At 67.9% G+C, this 25492-nt stretch carries 21 protein-coding genes; 13 read left to right on the top strand and 8 right to left on the bottom strand.

The genetic code is table 11. The features are described from left to right. Positions 1 to 72 precede the first annotated feature (72 nt). Together ggt and ACM2ZB_RS19075 are read right to left on the bottom strand one after the other, a co-directional pair. On the bottom strand, positions 73 to 1791 hold the full coding sequence (gene ggt / locus ACM2ZB_RS19080; protein WP_416056597.1) for a gamma-glutamyltransferase: 1719 nt from the start codon (positions 1789 to 1791) through the stop codon (positions 73 to 75). Positions 1792 to 1902: 111 nt separating this feature from the next. Continuing rightward, complete coding sequence (locus ACM2ZB_RS19075; protein WP_416056596.1) at positions 1903 to 2232, bottom strand: hypothetical protein; 330 nt, start codon at positions 2230 to 2232, stop codon at positions 1903 to 1905. Positions 2233 to 2517: 285 nt separating this feature from the next. Between ACM2ZB_RS19075 and ilvC the strand changes: the two genes are divergently transcribed. From ilvC to leuB, 9 genes are all read left to right on the top strand, one after another. Further along, positions 2518 to 3492 (top strand): ketol-acid reductoisomerase, encoded by a 975-nt coding sequence (gene ilvC / locus ACM2ZB_RS19070; protein ID WP_416056595.1) that lies wholly within the window; start codon positions 2518 to 2520, stop codon positions 3490 to 3492. A gap of 39 nt (positions 3493 to 3531) precedes the next feature. Continuing rightward, on the top strand, positions 3532 to 5268 hold the full coding sequence (ilvG, locus tag ACM2ZB_RS19065; RefSeq protein ID WP_416056594.1) for an acetolactate synthase 2 catalytic subunit: 1737 nt from the start codon (positions 3532 to 3534) through the stop codon (positions 5266 to 5268). After that, on the top strand, positions 5252 to 5500 hold the full coding sequence (locus ACM2ZB_RS19060; RefSeq protein WP_079223152.1) for an ACT domain-containing protein: 249 nt from the start codon (positions 5252 to 5254) through the stop codon (positions 5498 to 5500). Before ilvG ends, ACM2ZB_RS19060 begins: the two co-directional genes overlap by 17 nt. Positions 5501 to 5599: 99 nt before the next feature. Continuing rightward, positions 5600 to 6700, top strand: coding sequence for a threonine dehydratase (locus ACM2ZB_RS19055; protein ID WP_416056593.1), 1101 nt, complete (start codon positions 5600 to 5602; stop codon positions 6698 to 6700). Next, positions 6697 to 8280, top strand: coding sequence for a 2-isopropylmalate synthase (locus tag ACM2ZB_RS19050; protein ID WP_416056592.1), 1584 nt, complete (start codon positions 6697 to 6699; stop codon positions 8278 to 8280). Before ACM2ZB_RS19055 ends, ACM2ZB_RS19050 begins: the two co-directional genes overlap by 4 nt. Before the next feature lie 10 nt (positions 8281 to 8290). Beyond that, entirely contained in the window at positions 8291 to 9064 is a 774-nt protein-coding gene (locus ACM2ZB_RS19045) for a class I SAM-dependent methyltransferase (protein ID WP_416056591.1), read from the top strand. A gap of 60 nt (positions 9065 to 9124) precedes the next feature. Beyond that, complete coding sequence (gene leuC / locus ACM2ZB_RS19040) at positions 9125 to 10543, top strand: 3-isopropylmalate dehydratase large subunit (RefSeq protein ID WP_416056590.1); 1419 nt, start codon at positions 9125 to 9127, stop codon at positions 10541 to 10543. Further along, complete coding sequence (gene leuD, locus ACM2ZB_RS19035) at positions 10543 to 11121, top strand: 3-isopropylmalate dehydratase small subunit (protein ID WP_416056589.1); 579 nt, start codon at positions 10543 to 10545, stop codon at positions 11119 to 11121. Before leuC ends, leuD begins: the two co-directional genes overlap by 1 nt. Further along, the gene (leuB, locus tag ACM2ZB_RS19030; RefSeq protein ID WP_416056588.1) at positions 11111 to 12172 is read left to right on the top strand and encodes a 3-isopropylmalate dehydrogenase; all 1062 of its coding nucleotides are present in this window, start codon (positions 11111 to 11113) and stop codon (positions 12170 to 12172) included. Before leuD ends, leuB begins: the two co-directional genes overlap by 11 nt. A gap of 315 nt (positions 12173 to 12487) precedes the next feature. On the opposite strand, the gene ACM2ZB_RS19025 is transcribed toward leuB, so the two are convergent. Together ACM2ZB_RS19025 and ACM2ZB_RS19020 are read right to left on the bottom strand one after the other, a co-directional pair. Then, complete coding sequence (locus tag ACM2ZB_RS19025; protein WP_416056587.1) at positions 12488 to 15649, bottom strand: efflux RND transporter permease subunit; 3162 nt, start codon at positions 15647 to 15649, stop codon at positions 12488 to 12490. Positions 15650 to 15652: 3 nt separating this feature from the next. Further along, positions 15653 to 16792 carry an efflux RND transporter periplasmic adaptor subunit gene (locus tag ACM2ZB_RS19020; RefSeq protein ID WP_416056586.1) on the bottom strand — a complete coding sequence of 380 codons (1140 nt, stop codon included), beginning with the start codon at positions 16790 to 16792 and terminating at the stop codon, positions 15653 to 15655. 122 nt (positions 16793 to 16914) lie between these two features. On the opposite strand from ACM2ZB_RS19020, the gene ACM2ZB_RS19015 reads away from it, so the two are divergent. From ACM2ZB_RS19015 to ACM2ZB_RS19005, 3 genes are all read left to right on the top strand, one after another. Then, positions 16915 to 17592: a TetR/AcrR family transcriptional regulator gene (locus ACM2ZB_RS19015; protein ID WP_416056585.1), complete on the top strand. Its 678-nt coding sequence runs from the start codon at positions 16915 to 16917 to the stop codon at positions 17590 to 17592. Between the two features lie 151 nt (positions 17593 to 17743). Further along, entirely contained in the window at positions 17744 to 18391 is a 648-nt protein-coding gene (locus tag ACM2ZB_RS19010) for a protein-L-isoaspartate O-methyltransferase (protein WP_313441539.1), read from the top strand. A gap of 16 nt (positions 18392 to 18407) precedes the next feature. After that, complete coding sequence (locus ACM2ZB_RS19005; protein ID WP_313441541.1) at positions 18408 to 19766, top strand: TolC family outer membrane protein; 1359 nt, start codon at positions 18408 to 18410, stop codon at positions 19764 to 19766. Between the two features lie 84 nt (positions 19767 to 19850). Here ACM2ZB_RS19005 and waaA read toward each other — a convergent pair whose 3' ends face one another. Then, the gene (gene waaA / locus ACM2ZB_RS19000) at positions 19851 to 21149 is read right to left on the bottom strand and encodes a lipid IV(A) 3-deoxy-D-manno-octulosonic acid transferase (RefSeq protein ID WP_416056584.1); all 1299 of its coding nucleotides are present in this window, start codon (positions 21147 to 21149) and stop codon (positions 19851 to 19853) included. Between the two features lie 60 nt (positions 21150 to 21209). On the opposite strand from waaA, the gene ACM2ZB_RS18995 reads away from it, so the two are divergent. Continuing rightward, positions 21210 to 22127 (top strand): LpxL/LpxP family Kdo(2)-lipid IV(A) lauroyl/palmitoleoyl acyltransferase, encoded by a 918-nt coding sequence (locus ACM2ZB_RS18995; RefSeq protein ID WP_416056583.1) that lies wholly within the window; start codon positions 21210 to 21212, stop codon positions 22125 to 22127. A gap of 239 nt (positions 22128 to 22366) precedes the next feature. Here the strand turns inward: ACM2ZB_RS18995 and ACM2ZB_RS18990 are convergent, their stop codons facing one another. The 3 genes from ACM2ZB_RS18990 to ACM2ZB_RS18980 form a co-directional block, all read right to left on the bottom strand. Beyond that, complete coding sequence (locus ACM2ZB_RS18990; protein ID WP_416058583.1) at positions 22367 to 22816, bottom strand: REP-associated tyrosine transposase; 450 nt, start codon at positions 22814 to 22816, stop codon at positions 22367 to 22369. A gap of 247 nt (positions 22817 to 23063) precedes the next feature. After that, entirely contained in the window at positions 23064 to 24395 is a 1332-nt protein-coding gene (locus ACM2ZB_RS18985) for an O-antigen ligase family protein (protein ID WP_416056582.1), read from the bottom strand. Next, a complete protein-coding gene (locus tag ACM2ZB_RS18980; RefSeq protein WP_416056581.1) occupies positions 24376 to 25491 on the bottom strand; it encodes a glycosyltransferase in 1116 nt (371 codons plus the stop codon). The genes ACM2ZB_RS18985 and ACM2ZB_RS18980 overlap by 20 nt, the downstream gene beginning before the upstream one ends. Between the last annotated feature and the right edge of the window lies 1 nt (position 25492).

Raw genomic sequence — 25492 nt, 5'->3', positions numbered from 1 at the left:
CCCGGCCCAATCACACGATCCCGCTTCGATGAACCCCACCGCAGAGGGGGCTCAGCCCGTTGGCCAGAAAATTCAGTACCCCGCCGCCTGCCCATCCTTGCGACTCTCCGACGCGCCGTAATACACGCCCGTGTCCGGATCGCGCAGGATCGCCTGGTAGCCACCATACGGGCCATCGGCGAACACGATGCGATGCCCCTTGCGCATCAGCGCACGCACCGTCGCGTACGGGAAGCCGGTCTCAAGATTCACTTCGCCACCGTCACGCATCGCCGTGGCCTGGCCGGTCGGCTCGGTCGAGCCCTCGTGCTGGATGCGCGGCGCGTCACCGGCTTCCTGCAGGTTCATGCCGAAGTCCACCAGGTTCATCACGATCTGCGCGTGGCCTTGCGGCTGCATCGCGCCGCCCATCACGCCGAAGCTGGCGTAGGGCTTGCCGCCCTTGGTGATGAAGGCCGGGATGATGGTCTGGAAGGGGCGCTTGCCCGGTGCGTAGCCGTTGGGATGGTTCTTCTGCAGCACGAACATCTCGCCACGGTCCTGCAGGATGAAGCCCAGGCCGGGGGGTGCCATGCCGCTGCCCATGCCGCGGTAATTGGACTGGATCAACGACACCATCATGCCGTCGGCGTCGGCCACGGTCATGTAGATCGTATCGCCCTCCTCCAGCTGCCTGGGTGTGCCCGGCTGCACTTCCTTCAGCGCCTTGTCCATCGAGATCAGCGCGCGGCGCTGGGCGGCGTATTCCTTGGAAATCAGCTTCTGCACCGGTGCCGGCTGGAAGGCCATGTCGGCATAGAAGCGCGCACGGTCGGCGAAGGCCAGCTTCTTGGCTTCCACGAACAGGTGCACGTGCTCGGGTGAGCCGAATGGAATCTTCGAGAAGTCGTAGCCTTCCAGCACGTTGAGGATCTGCAGCGCGGCGATGCCCTGGCTGTTCGGCGGCAGCTCCCACACGTCGTAGCCACGGTAATTGCTGCTGACCGGCTCGACCCATTCGCCGTGGTGGTCGGCCATGTCCTGGTAGCTCAGGTAGCCGCCGTTGGCCCTGAAGTAGTCGCCGATGGTGTGGGCGATGGCGCCCTTGTAGAAGGCATCGCGGCCACCCTCTGCGATCTGCTGCAGGGTGTTGGCCAGGTTCGGGTTCTTCCACATTTCGCCCTTGCGCGGGGCATGGCCGTTGATCGTGAACTGTTCGCTGAAGCCAGGGTACTTGGAGAGCTTGGGCACCGAGCGGTCCCAGTAGTAGGCGATCACTTCAGCCACCGGGTGCCCTTCGCGGGCGTAGCGGATGGCCGGGGCCAGGTTGTCAGCCATCGGCTTGCGGCCGAAACGCTCGTGCAGGGCGAACCAGCCATCCACGGCACCCGGTACGGATACCGGCAACGGGCCGGTGGCAGGGATCTCCTTCAGGCCGCGGCGCTGGAATTCGGCCAGGGTCAGCGACTTCGGCGAACGACCCGAGCCGTTGTAGCCGTAGAGCTTCTGCGTCTTCGGGTCCCAGACGATGGCGAACAGGTCACCGCCGATGCCGTTGCCGGTGGGTTCCATCAGGCCCAGTGCGGCGTTGGCGGCGATGGCGGCGTCGACGGCCGAACCGCCGGCCTTCATCACATCCAGCGCGACCTGGGTGGCCAGCGGCTGCGAGGTGGCAGCCATGGCGTGGGGGGCGATCACCTCCGAGCGGGTGGCGAAGGTCTGGCCGGTGATGCGGTCGGCGGCGGAGGACAGCGTGGGTACGGCAGCCAGTACGGCGGCGGCCAGCAGGGAACGGGCAAGACTTCGGGACACGGTCGGGTTCCGATGGAAGGGTGGTGCCCCGATCTTCGCCGCTGCAGCCTGCACGCGGTATCGGGCAGAGGTCATGGAAGGCGGCCGCAATCCGCCGGGCATGGCCCGGCGCTACCTGCACGAGATCCGGTAGCGCCGGGCCGTGCCCGGCGAGCACAGCGGTGAAAGCCCTTCATTCCCGCGCAAAAAGCCCGCCGAAAAGAGTGAATTCGGGTTCACCGAAACACTTTCAGCGGCAACCATCCTTTTGCCGCAAGCGATTGCGCCGGATGCGACGGAAACCAAAAAAATATCTGCTGCCAGGGTTGACACCGCCGAATCGCACATGTTTCTCTCGATCACATGTTGCACCACACCACGCCACTGCGAACCCACATCGAAGCCGCCGACACCGGCGCCGCATCGCTGCGTTCGATTCTTGTGCTCGTACTTATTACCCAACCAACAGGTGCGGGACGAGCCAGCGTGTAAGCAGCAACTACACCGGAACTCTTCAAAGACCCGCACCCGCCCCGGTGCGGGTTTTTTCATTTCAAGACCTGGTTTCAGACGCAACCACCATGACCACCGCCTTCCGCAAAACCCGAACCTGCATGCCCACTACGCCCCGTGGTGGCTGTGCCTGCGCGATGGGCGGCACCTCCCCCACCGTTTTCCCCTGACCGGCCGGTACGTCGCTTCGACTGCCGGCCGTCTTTTTTCTTCCCACCGCAAGGAACCTCCCCCATGAGCACCAACGACCTGCCCCAGACCAAGATCGCCGTCATCGGCTACGGCAGCCAGGGCCGCGCCCACGCACTGAACCTGCGCGAATCCGGTTTCGACGTGGTGGTAGGCCTGCGTCCCGGCGGCCCGACCGAGGTCAAGGCACAGGCCGACGGCTTCACCGTGAAATCGCCAGCCGGCGCAGTGAAGGATGCCGACCTCGTGGCCGTGCTGACCCCGGACATGGTGCAGAAGAAGCTCTACGACGACGTGCTGGCGCCGAACATGAAACAGGGTGCGGTGCTGTTGTTCGCGCACGGCCTGAACGTTCACTTCGACATGATCAAGCCGCGCGAGGACCTGGACGTGGTGCTGGTCGCGCCCAAGGGCCCGGGTGCGCTGGTGCGCCGCGAGTACGAGATCGGCCGTGGCGTGCCGTGCATCTGGGCGGTCTACCAGGACAAGAGCGGCAAGGCCGCCGAGTTTGCGCTGGCCTATGCCGGCGGTCTGGGCGGCGCCCGCGCCAATCTGATCCAGACCACGTTCAAGGAAGAGACCGAAACCGATCTGTTCGGCGAACAGGCCGTGCTGTGTGGCGGTGCCTCGGCACTGGTGCAGGCCGGCTTCGAGACCCTGGTGGAAGCCGGTTACCAGCCGGAAATCGCCTACTACGAAGTGCTGCACGAACTGAAGCTGATCGTCGACCTGTTCTACGAAGGCGGCATCTCGCGCATGCTGGAATTCATCTCCGAGACCGCCCAGTACGGTGACTACGTCAGCGGCCCGCGGGTGATCGACGCCGGCACCAAGGAGCGCATGAAGGAGGTCCTGAAGGACATCCAGGACGGCACCTTCACCAAGAACTGGGTGGCCGAGTACGAAGCGGGCCTGCCGAACTACAACAAGTTCAAGCAGGCCGACCTGGAGCACCCGATCGAGAAGGTGGGCAAGGAACTGCGCGCCAAGATGGTCTGGTTGCAAGGACAGGCCGCGTAACCACGCGGCCCTCCCCCACCCGCTTTGCAAGGTTCCCCCATGAACTCTTCCACACACCGCAGCGCGCCGCCCAACGGCGCGCGCTGGCTGACCCAGGCGCTGGAGGCCGAGGGTGTCCGCACGCTGTTCGGGTATCCCGGCGGCACCATCATGCCGTTCTACGACGCGCTGGTGGATTCGTCGCTGAAGCACATCCTGGTGCGCCACGAGCAGGGTGCGGCGCTGGCGGCCAATGGCTTCGCCCGCGCCAGCGGCCAGGTGGGCGTCTGCGTTGCCACCTCCGGCCCAGGCGCCTCGAACCTGGTCACCGGCATTGCCGATGCCATGCTGGATTCGGTGCCCATGGTCTGCATCACCGGCCAGGTCGGCACCCCACTGCTGGGCACCGATGCCTTCCAGGAACTGGATGTGTTCGGCCTGACCCTGCCCATCGTCAAGCACAGCTGGCTGGTGCGCAGCGTCGATGACCTGCCGCGCGTGGTGGCCGATGCCTTCCGCATCGCCCGCGAGGGCCGCCCCGGCCCGGTGCTGATCGACCTGCCCAAGGACGTGCAGCTGGCCGATGCCAGCCATCTGCCGGTGCATGTGCCGAGCAGCGTCGAACCGCCGCCGGCGCCGGCCGACGCGGCCATCGCCGAGGCCATTGCTGCGCTGGCCGCGGCCGAAAAGCCGGTGGTCTATGCCGGTGGTGGCATTGCCCTGGGCGATGCCGTGCAGGACCTGCGCGACTTCGTCGAGGCCAGCGCCATTCCCACCGTGATGACCCTGCGTGGCCTGGGCGCGCTGCCGCCGCAGCACCCGCAGTCACTGGGCATGCTGGGCATGCACGGCACCCGCGCGGCGAACATGGCGGTGCAGGAAAGCGACCTGCTGCTGGTGCTGGGCGCGCGCTTCGATGACCGTGCCACCGGCAAGCTGGCCGAGTTCGCCCCGTTCGCTCGCGTGGTCCACATCGACGCCGACGCCTACGAGATCTCCAAGCTGCGCAGCGCCGATGTCGCGGTGCCGGGCAATGTCGGCCATGCCATCCGCGCCCTGCGTGCGGCCTTCCCCTCCCCCCAGGCCCACCAGGACGCATGGCGCAAGCGCTGTGCCCAGCACCGTGATCGCTTCGCCGCACGCTACGACGCACCGGGCCAGCATATCTATGCCCCGGCGCTGCTGAAGCGCCTGAGCGAAGTGGCGCCGGCCGATGCGGTCATCGCCTGCGATGTCGGCCAGCACCAGATGTGGGTTGCCCAGCACTGCCGCTTCAACCACCCCCGCAACCACCTGACCAGTGGCGCGCTGGGCACCATGGGCTTCGGCCTGCCGGCGGCGATGGGCGCACAGTTCGCCTGCCCCGAGCGCACCGTGGTGCTGGTGTCCGGCGATGGCAGCTTCATGATGAACGTGCAGGAACTGGCCACCATCGCCCGTTGCCGCCTGCCGGTGAAGATCGTGCTGCTGGACAACAGTTCGCTGGGCATGGTGCGGCAGTGGCAGGAACTGTTCTTCGCCGAGCGCTACAGCGAGATCGACCTGTCCGACAACCCGGACTTCGTGGCCCTGGCCAAAGTGTTCGGCATTGCCGCCACCCGCATCGATACCCGCGACGACGTGGAAGGTGGGCTGGCCGCGCTGCTGGCCGAGCCGGGCCCGGCACTGCTGCACGTGGCCATCGACGCCCGCGCCAACGTGTGGCCGCTGGTGCCGCCCAACACCGCCAACAGCACCATGCTGGAAAGCAACCCCGCCCACGCCCGCCAGGAGACCCCCAATGCAATACCGGCTTGACCTGGTGCTGCACCCGGCCGAAGGCGCGCTGCTGCGCGTCATCGGCATGGCCGAACGCCGCGGCTTCGCTCCGCGCGCGATCAGCGGCGCGCCGGTGGCCGCCGATGACGGACGCTGGCACCTGCAGCTGGTGGTCGATGGCCAGCGGCCGCCGGAAACCCTGTGCCGGCAGATGGAAAAGATCTACGACTGCGTGTCGGTACAGCTGACGCCCGTGGAAGGAGCTGCATGATGAACACCCGTACCGTAGCGACCACGGTGCCGGCCCGGAGGCGTCTTCTTCGTCGCCCGTGCCCGCGCCCGGCGCATGCCGGCAACCCGCTGGTGGCCCATGCCGGCCGCTGATGCCAGCAAGGAAAGCGATGTCGGCGACGTAAGCGTTGCCGACGTACTGGCTGCGCAGGCCCGCCTGCGCCGCTTCCTGCCGCCTACCCCGCTGCACCATGCCGAGCGTTTCGGTACCTGGCTGAAGCTGGAGAACCTGCAGCGCACCGGCTCCTACAAGGTGCGTGGCGCGCTGAACGCGCTGCTGGCCGGCCGCGAACGCGGCGACACCCGCCCGGTGATCTGCGCCTCGGCCGGCAACCACGCCCAGGGCGTGGCCTGGGCCGCCTATCGCCTGGACGTGCCGGCCATCACCGTGATGCCGCACGGCGCACCGGCCACCAAGATCGCCGGCGTCGCCCACTGGGGCGCCACGGTGCGCCAGCACGGCAACAGCTATGACGAGGCCTACGCATTCGCGGTGGAACTGGCACAGCGCCATGGCTACCGCTTCCTGTCGGCGTTCGATGATGCCGACGTGATTGCCGGCCAGGGCACGGTCGGCATCGAACTGGCCGCCCACGCCATGGATGTGGTGATCGTGCCGATCGGCGGCGGTGGCCTGGCGTCCGGCGTGGCGCTGGCGCTGAAATCGCAGGGCGTGCGCGTGATCGGCGCGCAGGTCGAGGGCGTGGATTCCATGGCCCGTGCGATCAGCGGTGACGTGCGCGAGATCGCCCCGGTGCCGTCGCTGGCCGACGGCGTGCGGGTGAAGATTCCCGGCTTCCTGACCCGCCGCCTGTGCACCTCGCTGCTGGACGACGTGGTGATCGTGCGCGAAGCCGAACTGCGCGAAACGCTGGTGCGGCTGGCGCTGGAAGAACACATCATCGCCGAAGGCGCCGGTGCGCTGGCGCTGGCCGCCGGGCGCCGCGTGGCGGGCCGCCGCAAGTGTGCGGTGGTGTCCGGCGGCAACATCGACGCCGGTGTCTTGGCCGGCCTGCTCACCGACATCCGCCCGCGGCCGCCGCGCAAACCGCGCAGGCGCCGCACCGACGCCAACCGAACGCCACCGCGCTCGCCCGCCAAGGCCAGCGTCCCCACCGCTTCCCCTTCCCCTTCCCACCTGCAAGCCGCAACGCCCGCTGTCGAGGAGATTTCCCTGTGACCACCATCGAACGAATTACCACCCCGCGCATCCGCATCTTCGACACCACCCTGCGTGACGGCGAGCAGTCCCCCGGCTGCAGCATGAGCCCGCCGCAGAAGCTGGTGATGGCGCGTGCGCTGGACGAACTGGGCGTGGACATCATCGAGACCGGCTTCCCGGCCAGCTCGCAGTCCGACCGCGAAGCGATGGCCCTGATCGGCCGTGAGCTGCGCCGCCCCAGCCTGACCCTGGCCGTGCTGTCGCGCTGCCTGCAGGCCGACATCGAAACCTCGGCGCGCGCCCTGGAAGCTGCGGCCAACCCGCGCCTGCACGTGTTCCTGTCGACCAGCCCGCTGCACCGCGAACACAAGCTGCGCATGACCCGCGAGCAGGTGCTGGAATCGGTGCGCAAGCACGTGACGCTGGCGCGCTCGTACATCGACGATGTGGAATTCTCGGCCGAGGATGCCACCCGCACCGAGCTGGACTACCTGATCGAGGTCTCGCGGGTGGCCATCGCCGCCGGTGCCACCACCATCAACCTGCCCGACACCGTGGGCTTCACCACCCCGGAAGAAATCCGCGCGATGTTCCAGCAGGTGATCGCCGGTGTGGCCGATGTCCCGAACGCGGCCAACGTGATCTTCAGCGCGCACTGCCACAACGATCTGGGCCTGGCCGTGGCCAACTCGCTGGCTGCCGTCGAAGGCGGCGCGCGCCAGGTCGAATGCACGATCAATGGCATCGGCGAGCGCGCCGGCAACTGCTCGCTGGAAGAGATCACCATGGCGCTGAAGGTGCGCCAGGCATTCTACGAACAGGACACCGCGATCAACACCCCGCGCATCGTCGGCACCTCGCAGCTGCTGCAGCGCCTGGTCGGCATGCCGGTACAGCGCAACAAGGCCATTGTGGGCGCCAATGCGTTCGCCCATGAATCGGGTATCCACCAGCACGGCATGCTGCGCCACCGCGGCACCTACGAAATCATGCGCCCGGAAGACGTGGGCTGGGAAGATTCGCAGATGGTGCTCGGCCGCCACAGCGGCCGCGCCGCCGTCGAAGCGCGCCTGCGTGCGCTGGGCTTCTGGCTGGAAGAAGACGAGCTGAAGCTGGTGTTCGAGCAGTTCAAGGGCCTGTGCGAGCAGCAGCGCGTGGTCACCGATGCCGATCTGCAGACGTTGATGCAGGGCGGCTCCAATGCACAGGGGTACCGCCTGGCGTCGATGACCATCAGCGACGTGGGCAGCCGTGCCAACGCGCTGGTTGAACTGTCCGACCCGGACGGCAACCGCGTAGCCGAAACCGCACAGGGCGATGGCCCGGTCGATGCCCTGTTCGGTGCGCTGTCGGCCGCCACCGGCGTGCAGCTGATGCTGGACAGCTACCAGGTGCACAGCGTCGGCATCGGCGCCGATGCGCGCGGCGAGGCCAACCTGAGCGTGCGCCACGAAGGCGTGGAGTACGACGGTACCGGCACCAGCAAGGACATCATCGAAGCCTCCGCGCTGGCCTGGCTGGATGTGGCCAACCGCCTGCTGCGCCAGCGCCAGGCGAGCAGCAGCAACACCGAAACCCCGACCGCCGCCACCGCCTGAGGAATCCCAGATGAGCGCCTTCGACACCCCCACCACGGCCGCTGGCCAGCAGTGGAATGCACAGGACTATGCGATCGATGCCGGCTTCGTGCCGCTGCTCGGCGGTGCGGTCGCGCGCCTGCTCGACCCGCGCGCGGGTGAACGCATCCTCGACCTGGGCTGTGGCGATGGCGTACTCAGCACCGAACTGGCCCTGAGCGGCGCACGCATCCACGGCGTGGACGCCTCGCCGGAACTGGTCAATGCCGCCCGCGCGCGCGGCGTCGATGCCCAGGTGATGGATGGCCATGCGCTGACCTTCAATGCCGAGTTCGCTGCAGTGTTCAGCAACGCGGCACTGCATTGGATGGGCAACCCGGACCGCGTGCTGGAGGGCGTCCGCCGCGCCCTGCGCCCCGGCGGCCGCTTCGTCGCCGAGTTCGGCGGCCATGGCAACGTGGCCACGATCATCGCCGCAGTGCAGGCCGCGCGCGTGGCCCATGGCCACGGCGCCAGCACGTTCCAGTGGTATTTCCCCACCGCCGATGCCTACGCAGACCGCCTGCGCCAGCATGGCTTCCAGGTGCAGCTGATCGAAACCACGCCACGTCCCACCGCGCTGCCGACCGGCGTGGCCGGGTGGCTGCGGGTGTTCGCCGCGCCGCTGCTGGACGACCTGCCAGACGATGCCCGCGCTACCGTGCGCGAGGCCGCAGTGGCCCTGCTGGACGAGCTGCCGCGCAATGCCGCCGGCCAGCCACTGGCTGACTACGTGCGCCTGCGCGTGCTCGCCCGCCGCCGCTGACTTGACCGTTCCGCTTCCTTTATTGATGTTTGCTATCTCGTACTTCTGCCAGGCATACGCATGACTTCCGCACCCCGCACCCTGTACGACAAACTGTGGGACGCCCACGTGGTGGTTCCCGAATCCGACAGCGCCCCCGCCGTGCTGTACATCGACCTGCACCTGATCCACGAGGTCACCTCGCCGCAGGCCTTCACCGAGCTGCGCGCGCGCGGCCTGGCGCCGCGCCGCCCGGACCGCACCAAGGCGACGATGGACCATTCCACCCCGACCCTGCCGGCCGGTGCCGACGGCAAGCTGCCCTATGCCAGCGCCGCCTCCGAAGCGCAGGTGGCCACCCTGGCGCGCAACTGCGCCGAGCATGGCATCGAGCTGTTCGACATGGCTTCGGACAACCGCGGCATCGTCCACGTCATCGCGCCGGAACAGGGCTTCACCCAGCCGGGCATGACCATCGTCTGCGGTGACAGCCACACCTCCACCCACGGTGCGTTCGGCTCGCTGGCCTTCGGCATCGGCACCAGCGAAGTGGGCCACGTGCTGGCCACCCAGTGCCTGCTGCAGCGCAAGGCCAAGACCTTGGCGATCACCGTCGACGGCGCGCTGGCGCCGGGCGTGGGCGCCAAGGACGTGGTCCTGCACATCATCGGCGTGATCGGCGTGAACGGTGGCACCGGCCATGTGATCGAGTTCCGTGGCAGCACCATCGAAGCGATGGACATGGAACAGCGCATGACCCTGTGCAACATGTCCATCGAAGCCGGCGCGCGCGCCGGCATGGTGGCCCCGGACCAGGTCACCTTCGACTTCGTGGCCAACACCCCGCGCGGCCCCAAGGGCGCCGACTTCGATGCCGCCGTGGCGCGCTGGCAGCAGCTGCGCAGCGATGACGGCGCACGCTTCGACAGCGAAGTGCGCATCGATGCCGCCGACATCCGCCCCACCCTGACCTGGGGCACCCACCCGGGTACCGCCATCGCGGTGGACGCGCCGATTCCGGCCGCCAACGATGCCGCCGCGCAGAAGGGCCTGGACTACATGCACTTCCAGCCCGGCCATGCCCTGGCCGGTACGCCGGTGGACGTGGTGTTCGTCGGCTCCTGCACCAACGGCCGTCTGAGCGACATGCGCGAAGTGGCGCAGGTACTGCGCGGCCGCCACGTGGCCGACGGCGTGCGCATGCTGGTGGTGCCGGGTTCGGAGATCGTCAAGCGCCAGGCCGAGGCCGAAGGCATCCATGAGATCGTGCGCGCGGCCGGTGCCGAATGGCGCGAGCCGGGCTGTTCGATGTGCATCGCCATGAACGGTGACCTGGTCGCCCCCGGCCAGCTGGCGGTGAGCACCAGCAACCGCAACTTCGAGGGCCGCCAGGGCCCCGGTTCGCGCACCCTGCTGGCGTCGCCGATGAGCGCGGCGTGGGCCGCGGTGAAGGGCCAGGTGGCCGATACCCGCGAACTGTTCGCACAGGAGGTGGCGTGATGGCCGGTTTCCGTACCCTGACCTCGTCCAGCGTGGTGCTGGCGCAGACCAACATCGACACCGACCAGATCATTCCGGCGCGGTTCCTGTCCACCACCGAACGCGCCGGCCTGGGCCGCAACGCGTTCAATGACTGGCGCTGGCAGGCCGACGGTTCACCAGTGGCCGACTTCGCCTTCAACCAGCCGCACAACGCCGGCCGCAGCATCCTGCTGGCGGGTCGCAACTTCGGCTGCGGTTCCTCGCGCGAACATGCGCCGTGGGCGCTGACCGACCTGGGCCTGCGCGCCATCGTCAGCAGCGAGATCGCCGACATCTTCCGCGGCAATTCGCTGAAGAACGGCCTGCTGCCGATCGTGCTGGACGAAGCCGACGTGCAGGCGCTGATGCAGCACCCGGACGACGTGCTGACCATCGACGTGGCCGCGCGCGAGCTGCGCACCCCCGACGGCCGCGTCTATTCCTTCCCGCTGGATGGCTTCTCGCAGACCTGCCTGCTGGAAGGCGTGGACCAGTTGGGGTATCTGTTGGGCCGTGTCCCTGAAATCGAACGTTACGAGAGTGAGCATGCACGCTGAGATTGTTGTCCTGCCCGGTGATGGCATCGGCCCGGAAGTGGCCGCTGCCGCGGTTGCCGTCCTGAAGGCCGTCGCCGAACGCTTCAACCACACCTTCGCTTTCAGCGAGCACGATATCGGCGGCATCGCCATCGACCGCCACGGCGAACCGCTGCCGGCCACCACCCTGGCCGCCTGCCAGGCTGCCAACGCCGTACTGCTGGGTGCCGTGGGTGGCCCGAAGTGGTCCGACCCGAACGCCAAAGTGCGCCCGGAGCAGGGCCTGCTGGCGATCCGCAAGGCACTGGGCCTGTACGCCAACCTGCGCCCAGTGCGCACCCATGAAGCCGCACTGCACGCCTCGCCGATCAAGGCCGAGCTGCTGCAGGGCGTGGACTTCGTGGTGGTGCGCGAACTGACCGGTGGCATCTACTTCGGCGACAAGACCCGCGATGCGGACAGCGCCAGCGACCTGTGCCGCTACACCGTGGCCGAAATCGAACGGGTGCTGCGCAGCGCCTTCCGCCTGGCACAGCAGCGTCGCGGCAAGGTCACTTCGGTGGACAAGGCCAACGTGTTGGAAACCTCGCGCCTGTGGCGTGACGTGGCCGCGCGCATCGGCCGCGATGAATTTCCGGATGTTGCGCTGGAGCACCAGCTGGTCGATTCGATGGCCATGCACCTGCTGGCCAAGCCGCGCGAGTACGACGTGATCGTGACCGAGAACATGTTCGGCGACATCCTCACCGATGAAGCCTCGATGCTGGCCGGATCACTGGGCCTGCTGCCCTCGGCCTCGCTGGGCGAGCCGGGTGCGGTGGGCATCTACGAACCGATCCATGGTTCGGCGCCGGACATCGCCGGCAAGGGCATCGCCAATCCCTACGCGACGATCTTCAGCGCAGCCATGCTGCTGCGCCATTCGCTGGGCTTGGAAGACGAAGCCGCGGCGGTGGAAGCGGCCGTGCATGCGGTGCTGGATGACGGCGTGTTCACCGCCGACCTGGCCGCCAAGGGCCAGGCGGTGAGTACCGCCGCCGCTACGGATGCGGTGCTGGCCAAACTCAACTGATCCGGTAGCGCCACGCCATGCGTGGCAGCCTTCCTTCGGACATTGCGCGCAGCCACCCATGGGGTGGCTCTACTGTAGATCCACGCCATGCGTGGATCGTTCGAACCTCCCGCAGTAGATCCACGCCATGCGTGGATGCAGCCATTCGTGCCAACCAGGGTTGGCACCCACCAAGGTGGAGATCACCGGCAGTAGATCCACGCCATGCGTGGATGAGGGAACCAGGATGTCTGCAGCCACCCATGGGGTGGCTCTACTGTAAGTGCCAACCGAGGTTGGCACCTGCCAGGGCGGCGGCCGCAGAGCCCGGTACCGTCACTCCCCCGCTTCGCTCGGCTTGACCCGGAACCAGGCCGCGTACAGCGCCGGCAGGAACACCAGGGTCAACACAGTGCCCACGATCAGGCCACCCATGATCGAGATCGCCATCGAGCCGTAGAACGCACTGCGCGACAGCGGGATCATCGCCAGCACCGCTGCCAGCGCGGTCAGCACGATCGGCCGGAAGCGGCGCACCGTCGCATCGATGATCGCGTGCCAGCGGTCGTGCCCGGCGTCGATGTCCTGCTGGATCTGGTCGATCAGGATGACCGAATTACGCATGATCATGCCCGCCAGCGCGATCGTGCCCAGCAGTGCCACGAAGCCGAACGGCGCACGGAACAGCAGCAGGAACAAGGTCGCGCCGATGATGCCCAGCGGCGCGGTCACCAGCACCATCGCCGCCCGCGAGAAGCTGCGCAGCTGCAGCATCAGCAGGGTCGCCACCACGATCAGGAACAGCGGCATGCCGGCCTTGATCGAATCCTGGCCGCGGGTGGAATCCTCCACCGAACCGCCGGTTTCCAGCAGGTAGCCACTGGGCAGTCCGGCACGGATGCCATCCAGGGTCGGCACGATCTGCTGCACCACGTCCAGCGCCTGCATGCCATCGCTGATGTCCGCACGCACGGTCACCGTCGGCAGGCGGTTGCGGTGCCAGATGATGCCGTCCTCGAACGCATACTCCAGCCGTGCGACCTGGGACAGGGTGACCGCCGTGCCGCTGCTGGTGGGCATGGCCAGGCTGCCGATCAGGTCCAGCTGCGCGCGTTCGTTGTCCGGGCCACGCAGCAGCATCTCGATCTGGCGGTTGCCTTCGCGATAGGTGCTCACGCTCATGCCCGACAGCGAACTGCTGAGGAACTGGCTGACCTGCGCACTGCTGACGCCCAGCGCGCGGGCGCGGTCCTGGTCGATCACCAGGCGCACCACCTTGCTCGGCTCGCTCCAGTCCAGGTTCACGTTCATCACGTGCGGGTTCTCCCGCACCTTGGCCTCGACCTGGCGGGCGATCGCCTGCACCTGTGCGATGTGCTCGCCGGACACGCGCATCTGCACCGGGTAGCCCACCGGCGGACCGTTCTCAAGGCGGGTCACGCGCATCTGCACGTCCGGGAACTGCTTGATCACGTCCTTCAGCATCCAGTCGCGGGTGGCTTCACGGGCCTTGGCGTCTTCGGTAAGCACCACGAACTGGGCAAAGTTGGTGGCCGGCAGCTGCTGGTCCAGCGGCAGGTAGAAGCGCGGCGAACCGGTGCCGACATAGGCCACGTAGTTGCTGATGCCTTCGCGCTGCTTCAGCAGGGCCTCCAGCTTGCTGGCCTGTGCCTGGGTCGCGGTCAGCGACGCGCCTTCGGCCAGCTCGATGTCCACCATCAGCTCGGGGCGGGTGGAATCAGGGAAGAACTGCTGCGGCACGAAGCGGAACAGCATCAGCGAACCGATGAACAGCGCGATGGTCGCCGCGATCACCCACCAGCGATGGCGCAGGCAGGTATCCAGGAACGCCCGGAAGCGCGTGTAGAACGGCCGTTGATAGGGATCATGGTCGTGCGCGTGCTGCTTCGGCGCGATCCAGCGCGCCAGCGCCGGGTGCCGGTCCGCCCACTGCAGGCGCTTGGCGTGCCAACGGCCGGCCAGGCTGTCGGGCCGCGGCGCCTGCGGATTGAACAGGTCCGGCAGCATCTTGTCGCCCAGGTAGGGAATGAACAGCACCGCTGCAATCCAGGACACCACCAGCGCGATGGTCACCACCTGGAACAGCGAGCGGGTGTATTCACCGGTGCTCGATGCCGCCGTGGCGATCGGCAGGAAGCCGGCCGCGGTGATCAGGGTGCCGGTCAGCATCGGGAAGGCCGTCGATTCCCAGGCGAAGCTGGCCGCGCGCAGGCGGTCGTAGCCCTGCTCCATCTTGGTGGCCATCATTTCCACGGCGATGATCGCATCGTCCACCAGCAGGCCAAGCGCCAGCACCAGCGCGCCCAGCGAAATCTTGTGCAGGCCGATATCGAAGTAGTGCATGACGAAGAAGGTCATCGCCAGCACCAGCGGAATGGTCACGCCCACCACCAGGCCGGTGCGCAGGCCCAATGAGAAGAAGCTGACCAGCAGCACGATCACCACCGCTTCGGTCAGCACCTGCACGAACTCGCCCACCGATTCTTCCACGGCGTGCGGCTGGTCGGACACCTTGCGCAGCTGCATGCCGGCCGGCAGCGTCTTCTGCAGGCGTTCGAACTCGGCATCCAGGGTGGCGCCGAGTTTCAGGATGTCGCCACCATCCTTCATCGCCACCGCAAGGCCGATCGCATCCTGCCCCATGAAACGCATCTTCGGCGAGGCCGGATCGGCAAAGCCACGCTTCACCTCGGCGATGTCGCCCAGCTGCACGGTGCGCTCGCCTGCCTGGATCGGGAAGTGGCGGATGTCATCGATGGAATCGAACTGGCCGGTCACGCGCAGCTGCACGCGGTCGGTGGCGGTTTCGAAGAAGCTGGTGGCGGTGACCGCATTCTGGTCGGCCAGCGCCTGCTGCACCTGCTGCAGCGATACGCCCAGCGTGGCCAGCTTGGTGTTGGACAGCTCGATCCACACCTTCTCGTCCTGCAGGCCGACCAGGTCGATCTTGCCGACATCGGGCACGCGCTGCAGTTCCAGCTGGATGCGGTCGGCATAGTCACGCATCACCGCATAGTCGAAGCCTTCGCCGGTGAGCGCGTAGATGTTGCCGAAGGTGTCGCCGAATTCATCGTTGTAGAACGGCCCGACGATCTCGCGGGGCAGCGTGGCGCGGATGTCGCCCACGCGTTTGCGCACCTGGTACCACAGGTCCGGGATCTGCTTGGAACGCAGGCTGTCGCGGGCCATGAAGATCACCTGCGATTCGCCCGGGCGCGAGTACGAGCGGATGAACTCGTATTCGCCGGTGTTCATCAGCGCCTTTTCGATCGGCTCGGTCACCTGCCGCGAGACCTGCTCGGCGGTGGCGCCGGGCCACATCGTGCGCACCACCATCGCCTTGAAGGTGAACGGCGGATCTTCGGACTGGCCCAGGTGCTTGTACGACCACGCGCCGATGACCGCGAAGGCCAGCATCGCGAACAGCACCAGCGGGCGGTTGCCCAGCGCCCATTCGGAAAGATTGAAGCGGCGCACGGGTCAGTGCCCCTTGCCTGCGGCCGGCGCGCTGGCCGGCGTGGCCGCCGGTGCCAGCACCGGGCGGTTCTGGCGGTCGACCGGGGTCACCACCTGGCCTTCGCGCAGCAGGTGCCCGCCGGCGGCAACCACCCAATCACCCGCAGCCACGCCGGACACCACCGGCACCGCCTGCGCACCGTAGGCGCCGATCACTACCGGCGTTGCCTTCAGCGCGCCGTTGGACGGATTGACCACCCACACGCTGGCCTTGCCATCTGCGCCGCGCAGCACCGCGCCCAGCGGCAGCTGCAGCGCTCCGCTGCGGCCGGCGCTGGCGAACACGCGCGCGCTCTGGCCCAGTTCCACTTCGCTCAGGGCTTCCGGAGCCAGGCTGACCCGGGTGGCATAGGTGCGCGCCTGCGCATCGGCCGCCGGTGCGATCTCACGCAGGGTGCCCGGCAGCAGCTGGCCCGGGCGGTTCCACAGTTCCACCTGCACGGCCTGGCCGACCTTGTAATCGCGGATGCTGCTTTCCGGCAGCGCGATCAGTACTTCGCGGGCGCCATCGGCGGCCAGGGTGAACACCGTCTGCCCGGCGCTGACCACCTGGCCGGCTTCGGCCTGGCGGCTGGCGATCACGCCATCGGCCGGCGCGCGCAGCTGGGCGTACTCGGCCTGGTTGCGGGCCACGGCCAGGTTGGCGCGGGCGGCATTGGCCTGGCCCTGCGCAGCCTTGAACGCGGCGGTCTGCTGGTCCAAGGTCGAACGGCTGACCAGCTGGTCTTCGGCCAGCTTGGCGTAGCGCTTCTGGTCATCGCGGGCGCGCACCAGGTCCGCTTCGGCTGCGGCCAGCTGCGCCTGCGAGGCGGCGGCCTGCGAGGCGTAGTCGGCGGCATCCAGTTCGGCCAGCAGCTGGCCCTTCTTCACCCGCTGGCCGGCATCGACGTGGCGCTTGATCAGGTTGCCGCCGACGCGGAACGACAGCGGGCTCTCCTGGCGGGCACGCACCTCGCCCGGGTAGGCCGCCGGGGCCTGCCCGTCCTGCGTGGTGGGATGGACCACCAGCACCGGGATGGCCGCCACCGGTTCGGCGGCCTGCTTGCCACAGGCGGCCAACACCACGACCAGCGCACCAACGCCCAACCAACGCATGTTCTTCATGAGGTACAGGACCTGAAAAGGAATCCGGAGAACCGCGCCGGCAACGTACTGTTGCGACACGGACAATAGTGAACCAGCCGGTATAGTATAAATATCGAACCGCTTGGTCTAGTATTACCGCAATGAGTTCTCCCACTTCCCGCAAGCCTTCGGCCAAGCCCGCTGCCAAGGCTGCCGGCCCCGGGCGTCCGAAGGACCTCGGCAAGCGCGCGGCCATCCTGGAAGCCGCCAAGGCACTGTTCATCGAACAGGGCTACAGCGGCGTGAGCATGGACAGCATCGCCGCCCAGGCCGGCGTCTCGAAGCTGACCGTGTACAGCCATTTCGGCGACAAAGAGACCCTGTTCTCCGAGGCCGTGCAGTCCAAGTGCATTGAAATGCTGCCCGATGCGCTGTTCGTGGCCGACGTGGAGGGCCCGCTGCGCGACCAGCTGGTCGGTATCGGCCTGGCGTTCTTCCAGCTGATCACCTCCGATGCGGCGATCTCGATCCAGCGGGTGATGATGGCCCCGGAGACCGACGAACGCCTGCGCGAGCTGTTCTGGAAGGCCGGCCCGGAGCGCACCTGCGAGGCCCTGGCCGATTTCCTGCGGTCGCGTGGCGCGCGCGGGGAGCTGGATATCGCCGACTATTCCCTGGCCGGCGAGCAGTTCCTGACCCTGATCAAGGGCGAAGTACACATGCATATGATGTGTGGCATGCCACTGTCACCGGTCGCGAGCGATCCTTTGGCCCACGTGGCGGCCAGCGTCGATTTCTTCCTGCGCGCCTATGCGCCGCGGGGGGCCGGGACCGGCTGAAAAACCGCTTCACGCACGAACCTGAACGAACCGGAGGTCGCGATGACTTCCGGCACTGCGACCCCGGCCACCCGGCAGCTGATGCTCTGGGCGCGCCGCCGGCCTCCGGCACCGGTAAAATGGCCGGCCCACTGCGCTGGATTTGAACCTCATGACGATTGATTACGCCCACGCCCGCGAACTGATGGTGGAACAGCAGATCCGTCCCTGGGACGTGCTGGACATCAAGGTGCTCGACGTCCTTGCCCGCCTGCCGCGCGAGGCCTTTGCCGCCGATGCGCACCGGGCGCTGGCCTATGCCGATGTCGAACTGCCGATCGGCAACGGCCAGAAGATGATGAAGCCGGTCATCGAGGGCCGTACCCTGCAGGCGCTGGACCTGCAGCCGGGTGACGAAGTGCTGGAAATCGGCACCGGCAGCGGTTTCCTGTCCGCCTGCATCGGCGCGCTGGCGCGCGACGTGCTGAGCCTGGAAATCGACCCGGAACTGGCCGCCGCCGCACGCGCACGCCTGGATGCTTCCGGCTTGGGCACCAATGTCCGCGTGGAAGTGGCCGACGCCCTCACCTGGCAGACCGAACGCCGTTTCGACGTGATCTGTGTCACTGGCGCGGTCGACGTGGTGCCGTCACAGTTCGCCTCGTGGCTGCGTCCGGGTGGCCGCCTGTTCGTGATCCGCGGCCGTTCGCCGGCAATGGAAGCGATCCTGGTCAAGGCCGACGGCAGCACCGAATCGCTGTTCGAAACCGATATCGATTACCTGCGCGGTGCCGCCCCGGCACCCCAGTTCCACCTCTGAGTCCAAGGAAGCCGCAATGATCCGCCGATCCCTCGCTGTTGCGCTGGCCACTGCCCTGCTGCCGTTGTCCGCCCATGCCGCCGACCTGCTGCAGGTCTACGAAATGGCCCGCAATGGCGATCCGCAACTTTCGGCCGCCGAATCGACCCGGCTGTACGACAAGGAAGGCGCCGTGCAGGCGCGTGCTGCCCTGCTGCCGCAGATCAACGGCCAGGCCCAGCTGTCCCGCACGCGTACCGAGGCGGACCATGACGCCAACTCCGGCACGGTCACCAGCAAGCGCCGCAACTACACGATCGATGGCAGCCAGACGCTGTTCAACTGGACCCAGATCAACAACCTGCGTTCGCAGCGCGAGCTGAGCAAGGCGGCGGATTTCACCCTCGATTCGGCCAACGACAGCCTGATCGTGCGCACCTCGGCGGCCTACTTCAACGTGCTGGTGGCGATCGAATCGCTCACCGCCGCACAGACCAATGAAGCGGCCGCGAAGAAGCAGTTCGACTTCGCCGACAAGCGCCTGGAAGTGGGCCTGGCGCCGATCACCGACGTGCACGAAGCGCGTGCCCAGTACGACCAGGCACGTGCCAACACCATCGTTGCGCAGAACACCCTGGCCGACAATTACCAGGCCCTGACCGAACTGACCGGCCAGCCGGTGCTGAACCTGAAGGGCCTGCCGGCGGACTTCCGTCCGGAAGTGCCGGCCAACCGCGGCAACATCGATACCCTGGTGCAGGAAGCGACCAGCCAGAATCCGGCGCTGAAGGCGCAGGAACTGAAGGTCAGCGCTGCCGAAGCCGGCGTGCAGGCCGCCCGTGGCGGCCACTACCCGACCCTGTCGCTGGGCGGCAGCTGGGGCAAGAGTGCGACCTGGGGTGACAGCGTCGGCGCCGGTTCGCTGTCCCCGGACGCGCGTACCAACAGCATCGGCCTGACCCTGAGCGTGCCGATCTTCGCCGGTGGTGCCACCCAGTCCGGCGTGCGCCAGGCCCTGGCCCAGCGCGATATCGCCCAGGACGGTTACGAGCAGCAGAAGCGTGCCCTGGACCGCAACACCCGCAATGCCTACCAGACCCTGGTGCAGGGCATCAGCGAAGTGGAAGCCCGCCGCCTGGCGGTGGTTTCGGCCCAGAGCGCCTATGACGCTTCGCAGGTCGGCCTGGAAGTGGGTACCCGCACGGTGCTGGACGTGATCCAGAACCAGCGCATCCTGTTCTCGGCACAGCTGGACTACGCCAACGCCCGCTACACCTTCCTGCAGAACCGCCTGCTGCTGAGCCAGTCGCTGGGTGCGCTGGACGTGGCCGAGCTGCAGGACATCAACCGCCTGCTGACCCAGGATGCCGGCAACCCGGCCACGACCACCAACTGAGTCGTTGCCCTGCCGGTAGAACGAACAAGCCACCCGCGAGGGTGGCTTGTTCGTATGCGGGTGAAAGCGCGCCGAAGCGCCGTATCAGTCCAGCGGTGGCGGCAGGTGTGGCGCCACCAGGGCCAGCGTACGCTGCAGCGCGCCGCGGCCATTGCTGACCAGCGTGCAGCCGGCACGGGCCATGTCTTCGCGCGCCTGCGCATCTTCCAGCAGGTGCTGCAGCAGATCCCCCACCGCCTGCACGTCCTCGCCGATCAGCAGCGCACCGGCCTCGCGCATGCGCCGGGAAATCTCGGAAAAATTGTGCAGGTGCGGCCCGGTCACCGCCGCCGTGCCCATGGCCGCCGGTTCCAGCAGGTTGTGGCCGCCGATCGCCTGCAGGCTGCCGCCGACGAAGGCGACCTGTGCGCAGCCGTAGAACGGCATCAACTCGCCCAGGGTATCGATCACGAACACTTCGGTGCTGGACGATGGCCATTGCTGTGCGCGCCGGGTGGCCACGCTCCAGCCCTGTTCGCGGGCCAGCGCCTCCACCTTGGGGAAGCGTTCGGGATGGCGCGGCGCCCACAACAGCAGCAGGTCCGGATGATGCTGGCGCAGCCGCCGGTGCAGGTCGATCACCGCCTGCTCTTCGCCATCATGCGTGCTGGCGGCGATCCACACCGGGCGCGTGGCCGGCACCAGCGCATGGAACTGCTCGATGAACGGCTGCACGTCCGGCGTGGTGATGTCGAACTTCAGGTTGCCCAGCGCCTGCACCTGTTCCGGCGCCGCGCCCAGCTGCACGAAACGCGCCGCATCATCCTGCGACTGCGCGGCCACGCAGGTGACGGTGCGCAGCGCGCGGCGGATCAGCGCGGCCAGCACGCGGTAGCCACGCAGCGAACGCGCCGACAGGCGGGCATTGAGGATGTAGACCGGAATGCGGCGGTCACGGCAGCCGAACAGCATGTTGGGCCACAGCTCGGTTTCCAGGATCAGTGCCAGGCTGGGCTGGAAGTGGCCGAGGAAGCGGTTGACGCTGCCCGGCACGTCATAGGGCAGGTACACATGGTCCAGGGCATCGCCCCACAGCGCACGCACGCGCTCCGAACCGGTGGGGGTGATGGTGGTGATGACCCAGCGGATGTCCGGCCGCTGCTTGCGCAGCGCATTGACCAGCGGCGCCGCGGCATTGACCTCGCCCACCGACACCGCATGCAGCCAGACCCGGGGCTGGCCGGTTGGCTGCGGGTAGGACGCATAGCGTTCATCCCAGCGCCGGAAGTATTCACGGACCCGGAAGCCCCGCCAGACCAGGTGGTACACGGTGATCGGCAGCAGGATGTAGAGCACGACCGAATACAGGCCACGCAGGATCCATTCGACAGGGTCTTTACGCATGCGGCAAGGATACGGGAGCCCCCCGGGAAAGACACGCGGCGGGGTTGGTAGAATGGCGGCATGTCCGATGCCACCACCGCCGTCCGCCCGTCCCTGGCCGATCCCCGCAACTGGCCGATGTTCGCGGCGATGTTCGCCGCCTTCGGCATCGCCCGCCTGCCCTGGATGCTGCAGCGCGCCCTGGGCCGTGGCGTCGGCTGGGTCACCTGGCGCCTGCTCGGCAGCCGCCGCCGCGCCGCCGAGGTCAACCTCAAGCTGTGCTTCCCCGAGAAGGACGAGGCCTGGCGCAACCGGTTGGTCCGCGACAGCTTCGACGCACTGGGCGTGGGCATCTTCGAATGCGCCCGCTCCTGGTGGGGCAGCATCGACAGCATCCGCCCGCAGGTGCAGATCGAAGGCCTGGAGCACCTGAAGCAGATGCAGGCCGAAGGCCGTGGTGTGCTGCTGGTGTCGGGCCACTTCATGACGCTGGAGATGTGCGGCCGCCTGCTGTGCGACCACGTCGACCTGTCGGGCATGTACCGCAAGCACAAGAACCCGGTGTACGAGTGGGCGGTGAAGTTCGGCCGGCTGCGCTACGCCAAGGCGATGTACGCCAACGAAGACATCCGCGCCACTGTGCGCCACCTGAAGAAAGGTGGCTTCCTGTGGTACGCCCCGGACCAGGACATGCGTGGCAAGGACACCGTGTTCGTGCCGTTCTTCGGCCATACCGCCGCCACCATCACCGCCACCCACCAGCTGGCGCGGATGACCGGCTGCGCGGTAATCCCCTACTTCCACCGCCGCGAAGGCGGGAAGTACTTCCTCAAGATCGGTGCGCCGCTGGAAAACTTCCCCAGCGAAGACGTGGAAGCCGACACCGCGCGGGTCAACCAGGCCATCGAACAGATGGTGCGCGAAGCCCCGGACCAGTACCTGTGGATCCATCGCCGGTTCAAGCGCCAGCCGGGTGGCCGCAGCGACTTCTACAAGTAGATCCACGCCATGCGTGGATGATGTCCGGCCGCGCCCGTCACCGCCCCATCCACGCATGGCGTGGATCTACAACGGCCACCGGCACGATGTACATCGCGTTCTCGTAAAGTGACTCGTCGTTGCGCACCGCGTGATCGTGGTACCCGTGCTGCCACAGCGACTTCTACAAGTAGATCCACGCCATGCGTGGATGATGCCTGGCCGCGCCCGTCACCGCCCCATCCACGCATGGCGTGGATCTACAACGGCCACCGGCACCACGCATAGGGGTACTCCCCCACCTCACTGGCCAACCCGGCGCGGATCGGATTGGCCATGATGTACTTCGCTTTCTCGTGAAGTGACTCGTCGTTGCGCACCGCGTGATCGTGGTACCCGTGCTGCCACAGCGCGCCGCGTCGGCCCAGCTGCTGGTTCAGCAGGCGGCTGCTGCGGGATTTGAGCAAAGACATGCACTCGGCCAAGGTGCCTTTCTGCAGTTCCATCAGCCAGTGCAGGTGGTCGGGCATCACCACCCAGGCAAGGCTGTGGCTGATGCCGGCGCGTTCGACGAAGCGAAGGGCGTCGACCAGGACCGCGACGTTGCCGGCTTCGGAGAAGAAGTGTTCACGGCCGAGGGTGGTCGTGGTCAAGGAGTACACGATGCCGGTGCTGGAGTGGCGACCGTAGCGGAGTCTGGGGCTGGCCATGACGCCAGCGTGCGATACGTTCGATCGCGCCGGTATTGGGGATTCACCCGCATTTTTGTCGGGGAAGCTCCATCCACGCATGGCGTGGATCTACTGATGCAACCGTTGCGGTAGATCCACGTGATGCAACCGTTGCGGTGCATCCACGTGATGCAATTGTTGCGGTAGATACACGTGGTGCAACCGCTGCGGTGGACCCACATGATGCAACCGCTGCGGTAGATCCACGCCATGCATGGATGCGCGACTACATCGCGTTGGGTGCGTCGTCCGGTTCGCGGGCCAGCAGCGTGCCGACGAACAACGCTGCCAGCAGCACGGTCACCCCACCCCAGAAGGCGGAGTAGAACGCCAGGTGGGTATTGAGCGGAAACACGGTGACCGCCAGCGCCAGCATTGCCGGGCGGGCGCGTTCGCGGGCCACGGCCGGTGCGAAACGCCAGGCGCGCCAGGCCTGGGCGATGGCCGCCAGCCACAGCAGCAGCCCCAGCACGCCGGTTTCGGCGAGGATTTCCAGCACGATCTGGTGCGCGTGCAGCGCGGGCTCGGCGCCCCATACCGCAGGCCCCTGGTCGTCCACGCACTGCGGGTAGGCATCGCGGAAACCGCGCGCGCCGACGCCGTTGATCGGGTGTTCGGCAATCATGCAGCCGGCGGCAGACCAGATCCGCGCGCGCCCCGACAGCGCCTGGTCGACACCTTCGCTGCCGCCCTGCCAGGCCATCGCGGTGCGTGCAACGCGTTCGCGCAGTTGCGGCACGCTGGCGGTCAGCGCGGCGGCGGCCAGCACCCCCGCCACGGCCAGCAGGCCCAGCCGCTTCCAGCCCAGCTGACGCACGCCACTGTAGACCGCCACAAGGCCGAAGGTGACCCAGGAGGCACGCGAGCCAGCCAGCAGCAGCACCACGCCCAGCGCGGCACCGGCCAGCAACCAGCCGGCCGCGCCGAAGCGGCGCGCCGCCGGCAGCAGCAGGAACGGTGACAGGCTGGCCAGCACCTGTCCGAACTTCAGGTTGCACGGCCCCAGCGGGCCACTGAGCCGGTCGGCCAGCACCATCTCCTCCGGCGGGCACAGGGCATGGCCGCTGACGGCCAGCTTCAGCTGCTGCAGCGACCAGAACCAAGGGCTGGTTCCGGCCACGGCCTGCACCAGCGCATCCAGCGTCCACAGCCCGGTGATCAGCGCCAGGCCGCCGAAGATCAGGCGCCGCCGCTGCGGTGTCGCCACGGCGATGGCCACCAGCCACATGAAGGGCAGATAGCGCAGGCCTGCGGCCGCCTTGGTCCAGGCCGCCGACGGGTCGACTGCATCGAAGGCGGACAGCGCCTGCGGTAGCCAGTAACCGAGGAACAGGATGGAGGTCAGCGCCCACGCGGCCGGACTGAGCAGGTGCGGGCGATGCTGCAGGCGGCGCATGACCATGCGCACCGCGGCGTACACGGCGCCCAGGCCGAGCACGGTTTCGGCGATGCCAGGCAGCGGCCACAGCGCCACGTAGGCCAGCACCCACCACGGTGCCCAGCGCCCGGCGCGGTCGTCGCCCGCGATGGGCGCGGCGTCAGCCGGCAAGGTCGGCATAGAGGCGGAGGGTGTCGCGCTGCATGGCCCGCAGGGTAAACGGGATACGGGTCGGCAAGGACGGCGGCTGCGCCAGCAGGGCCAGCGCGCGTTCACCCAGCGCGCGTGCATCGCCCAGCGGCACCGCACCTGCGGGCTGCAGCTGCTGCAGCAGCTCGCCCACGCCGCCGTGGTTCCAGCCCAGCACCGGGCGGCCGACCGACAGCGCCTCGACCACGGTGCGGCCGAAGGCTTCGGGCTTGTCCGACAGCTGCAGCACCAGATCGCTGGCCGCATAGGCCTGGGCGATGCGCGCAGTGGGGGTGCTGATCTGTACGGCCTCGGCCACACCCAGCGCGGCGGCCTGCCGGCGCAGGTCGGCCACATAGGCTTCACGTCCGGGCTCGTCGGTGCCCAGCATCCACAGCTGCGCCGGCACGCCGGCCGAGCGCACGTGGGCCAGCAGCTGCAGCGCGTGCGCGTGGCCTTTCAGGCGGGTGCCGCGGCCGGGCAGCAGCAGCAGCGGCCCGTCCACGTCGGCCAGCCACGGGTAGTCGGCAGCCAGCGCCAGCCGCGGCCTGCGGTCGGCGCGGGCCACGCGCGGGAACTGGGTCACATCCACGCCGCGCGGGATCACCTGCAGGGCCTGTTCGGGCACCGTCGGGTAATGCTGGCGGACGTAGTCGTGCACGGTCGTGGACACGCAGATCACGCGTTCGCCGCTGGTCATCACCGCGCTGTAGCGGCTGGGCGAATTCAGGCCGTGCACCGTGGTCACCCAGTGCGGGCGCTGCGCGGCGGGCATCGCGCGGATCGCATACAGGCCCAGCCACGCCGGCAAGCGCGAACGGGCGTGCACGATGTCCGCACCCACCTCGGCGAACAGCCGCCGCAGGGTGGGCATGTGGCGCAGGGTCAGCAGCGATTTGCGGCCGATATCAAGGGTCAGGTGCTCGGCACCACTGTCCAGCAGTGGCTGCACCAGGCGGCCACCGGCGGAAACCACCAGGGCGCGATGGCCGGCTGCCACCAGGGCAGCGGCGATTTCAAGGGTGGAACGCTCGACACCGCCGGAGTGCAGCGCCGGCAGCAACTGCACCACGGTCAACCGGCGCATC

Origin of the sequence: Stenotrophomonas maltophilia (assembly GCF_047782825.1) — a bacterium.
GTDB lineage: Bacteria > Pseudomonadota > Gammaproteobacteria > Xanthomonadales > Xanthomonadaceae > Stenotrophomonas.
Note: the sequence above shows the minus strand (reverse complement) of the source record. Positions and strands in the feature narration are given on the sequence as shown.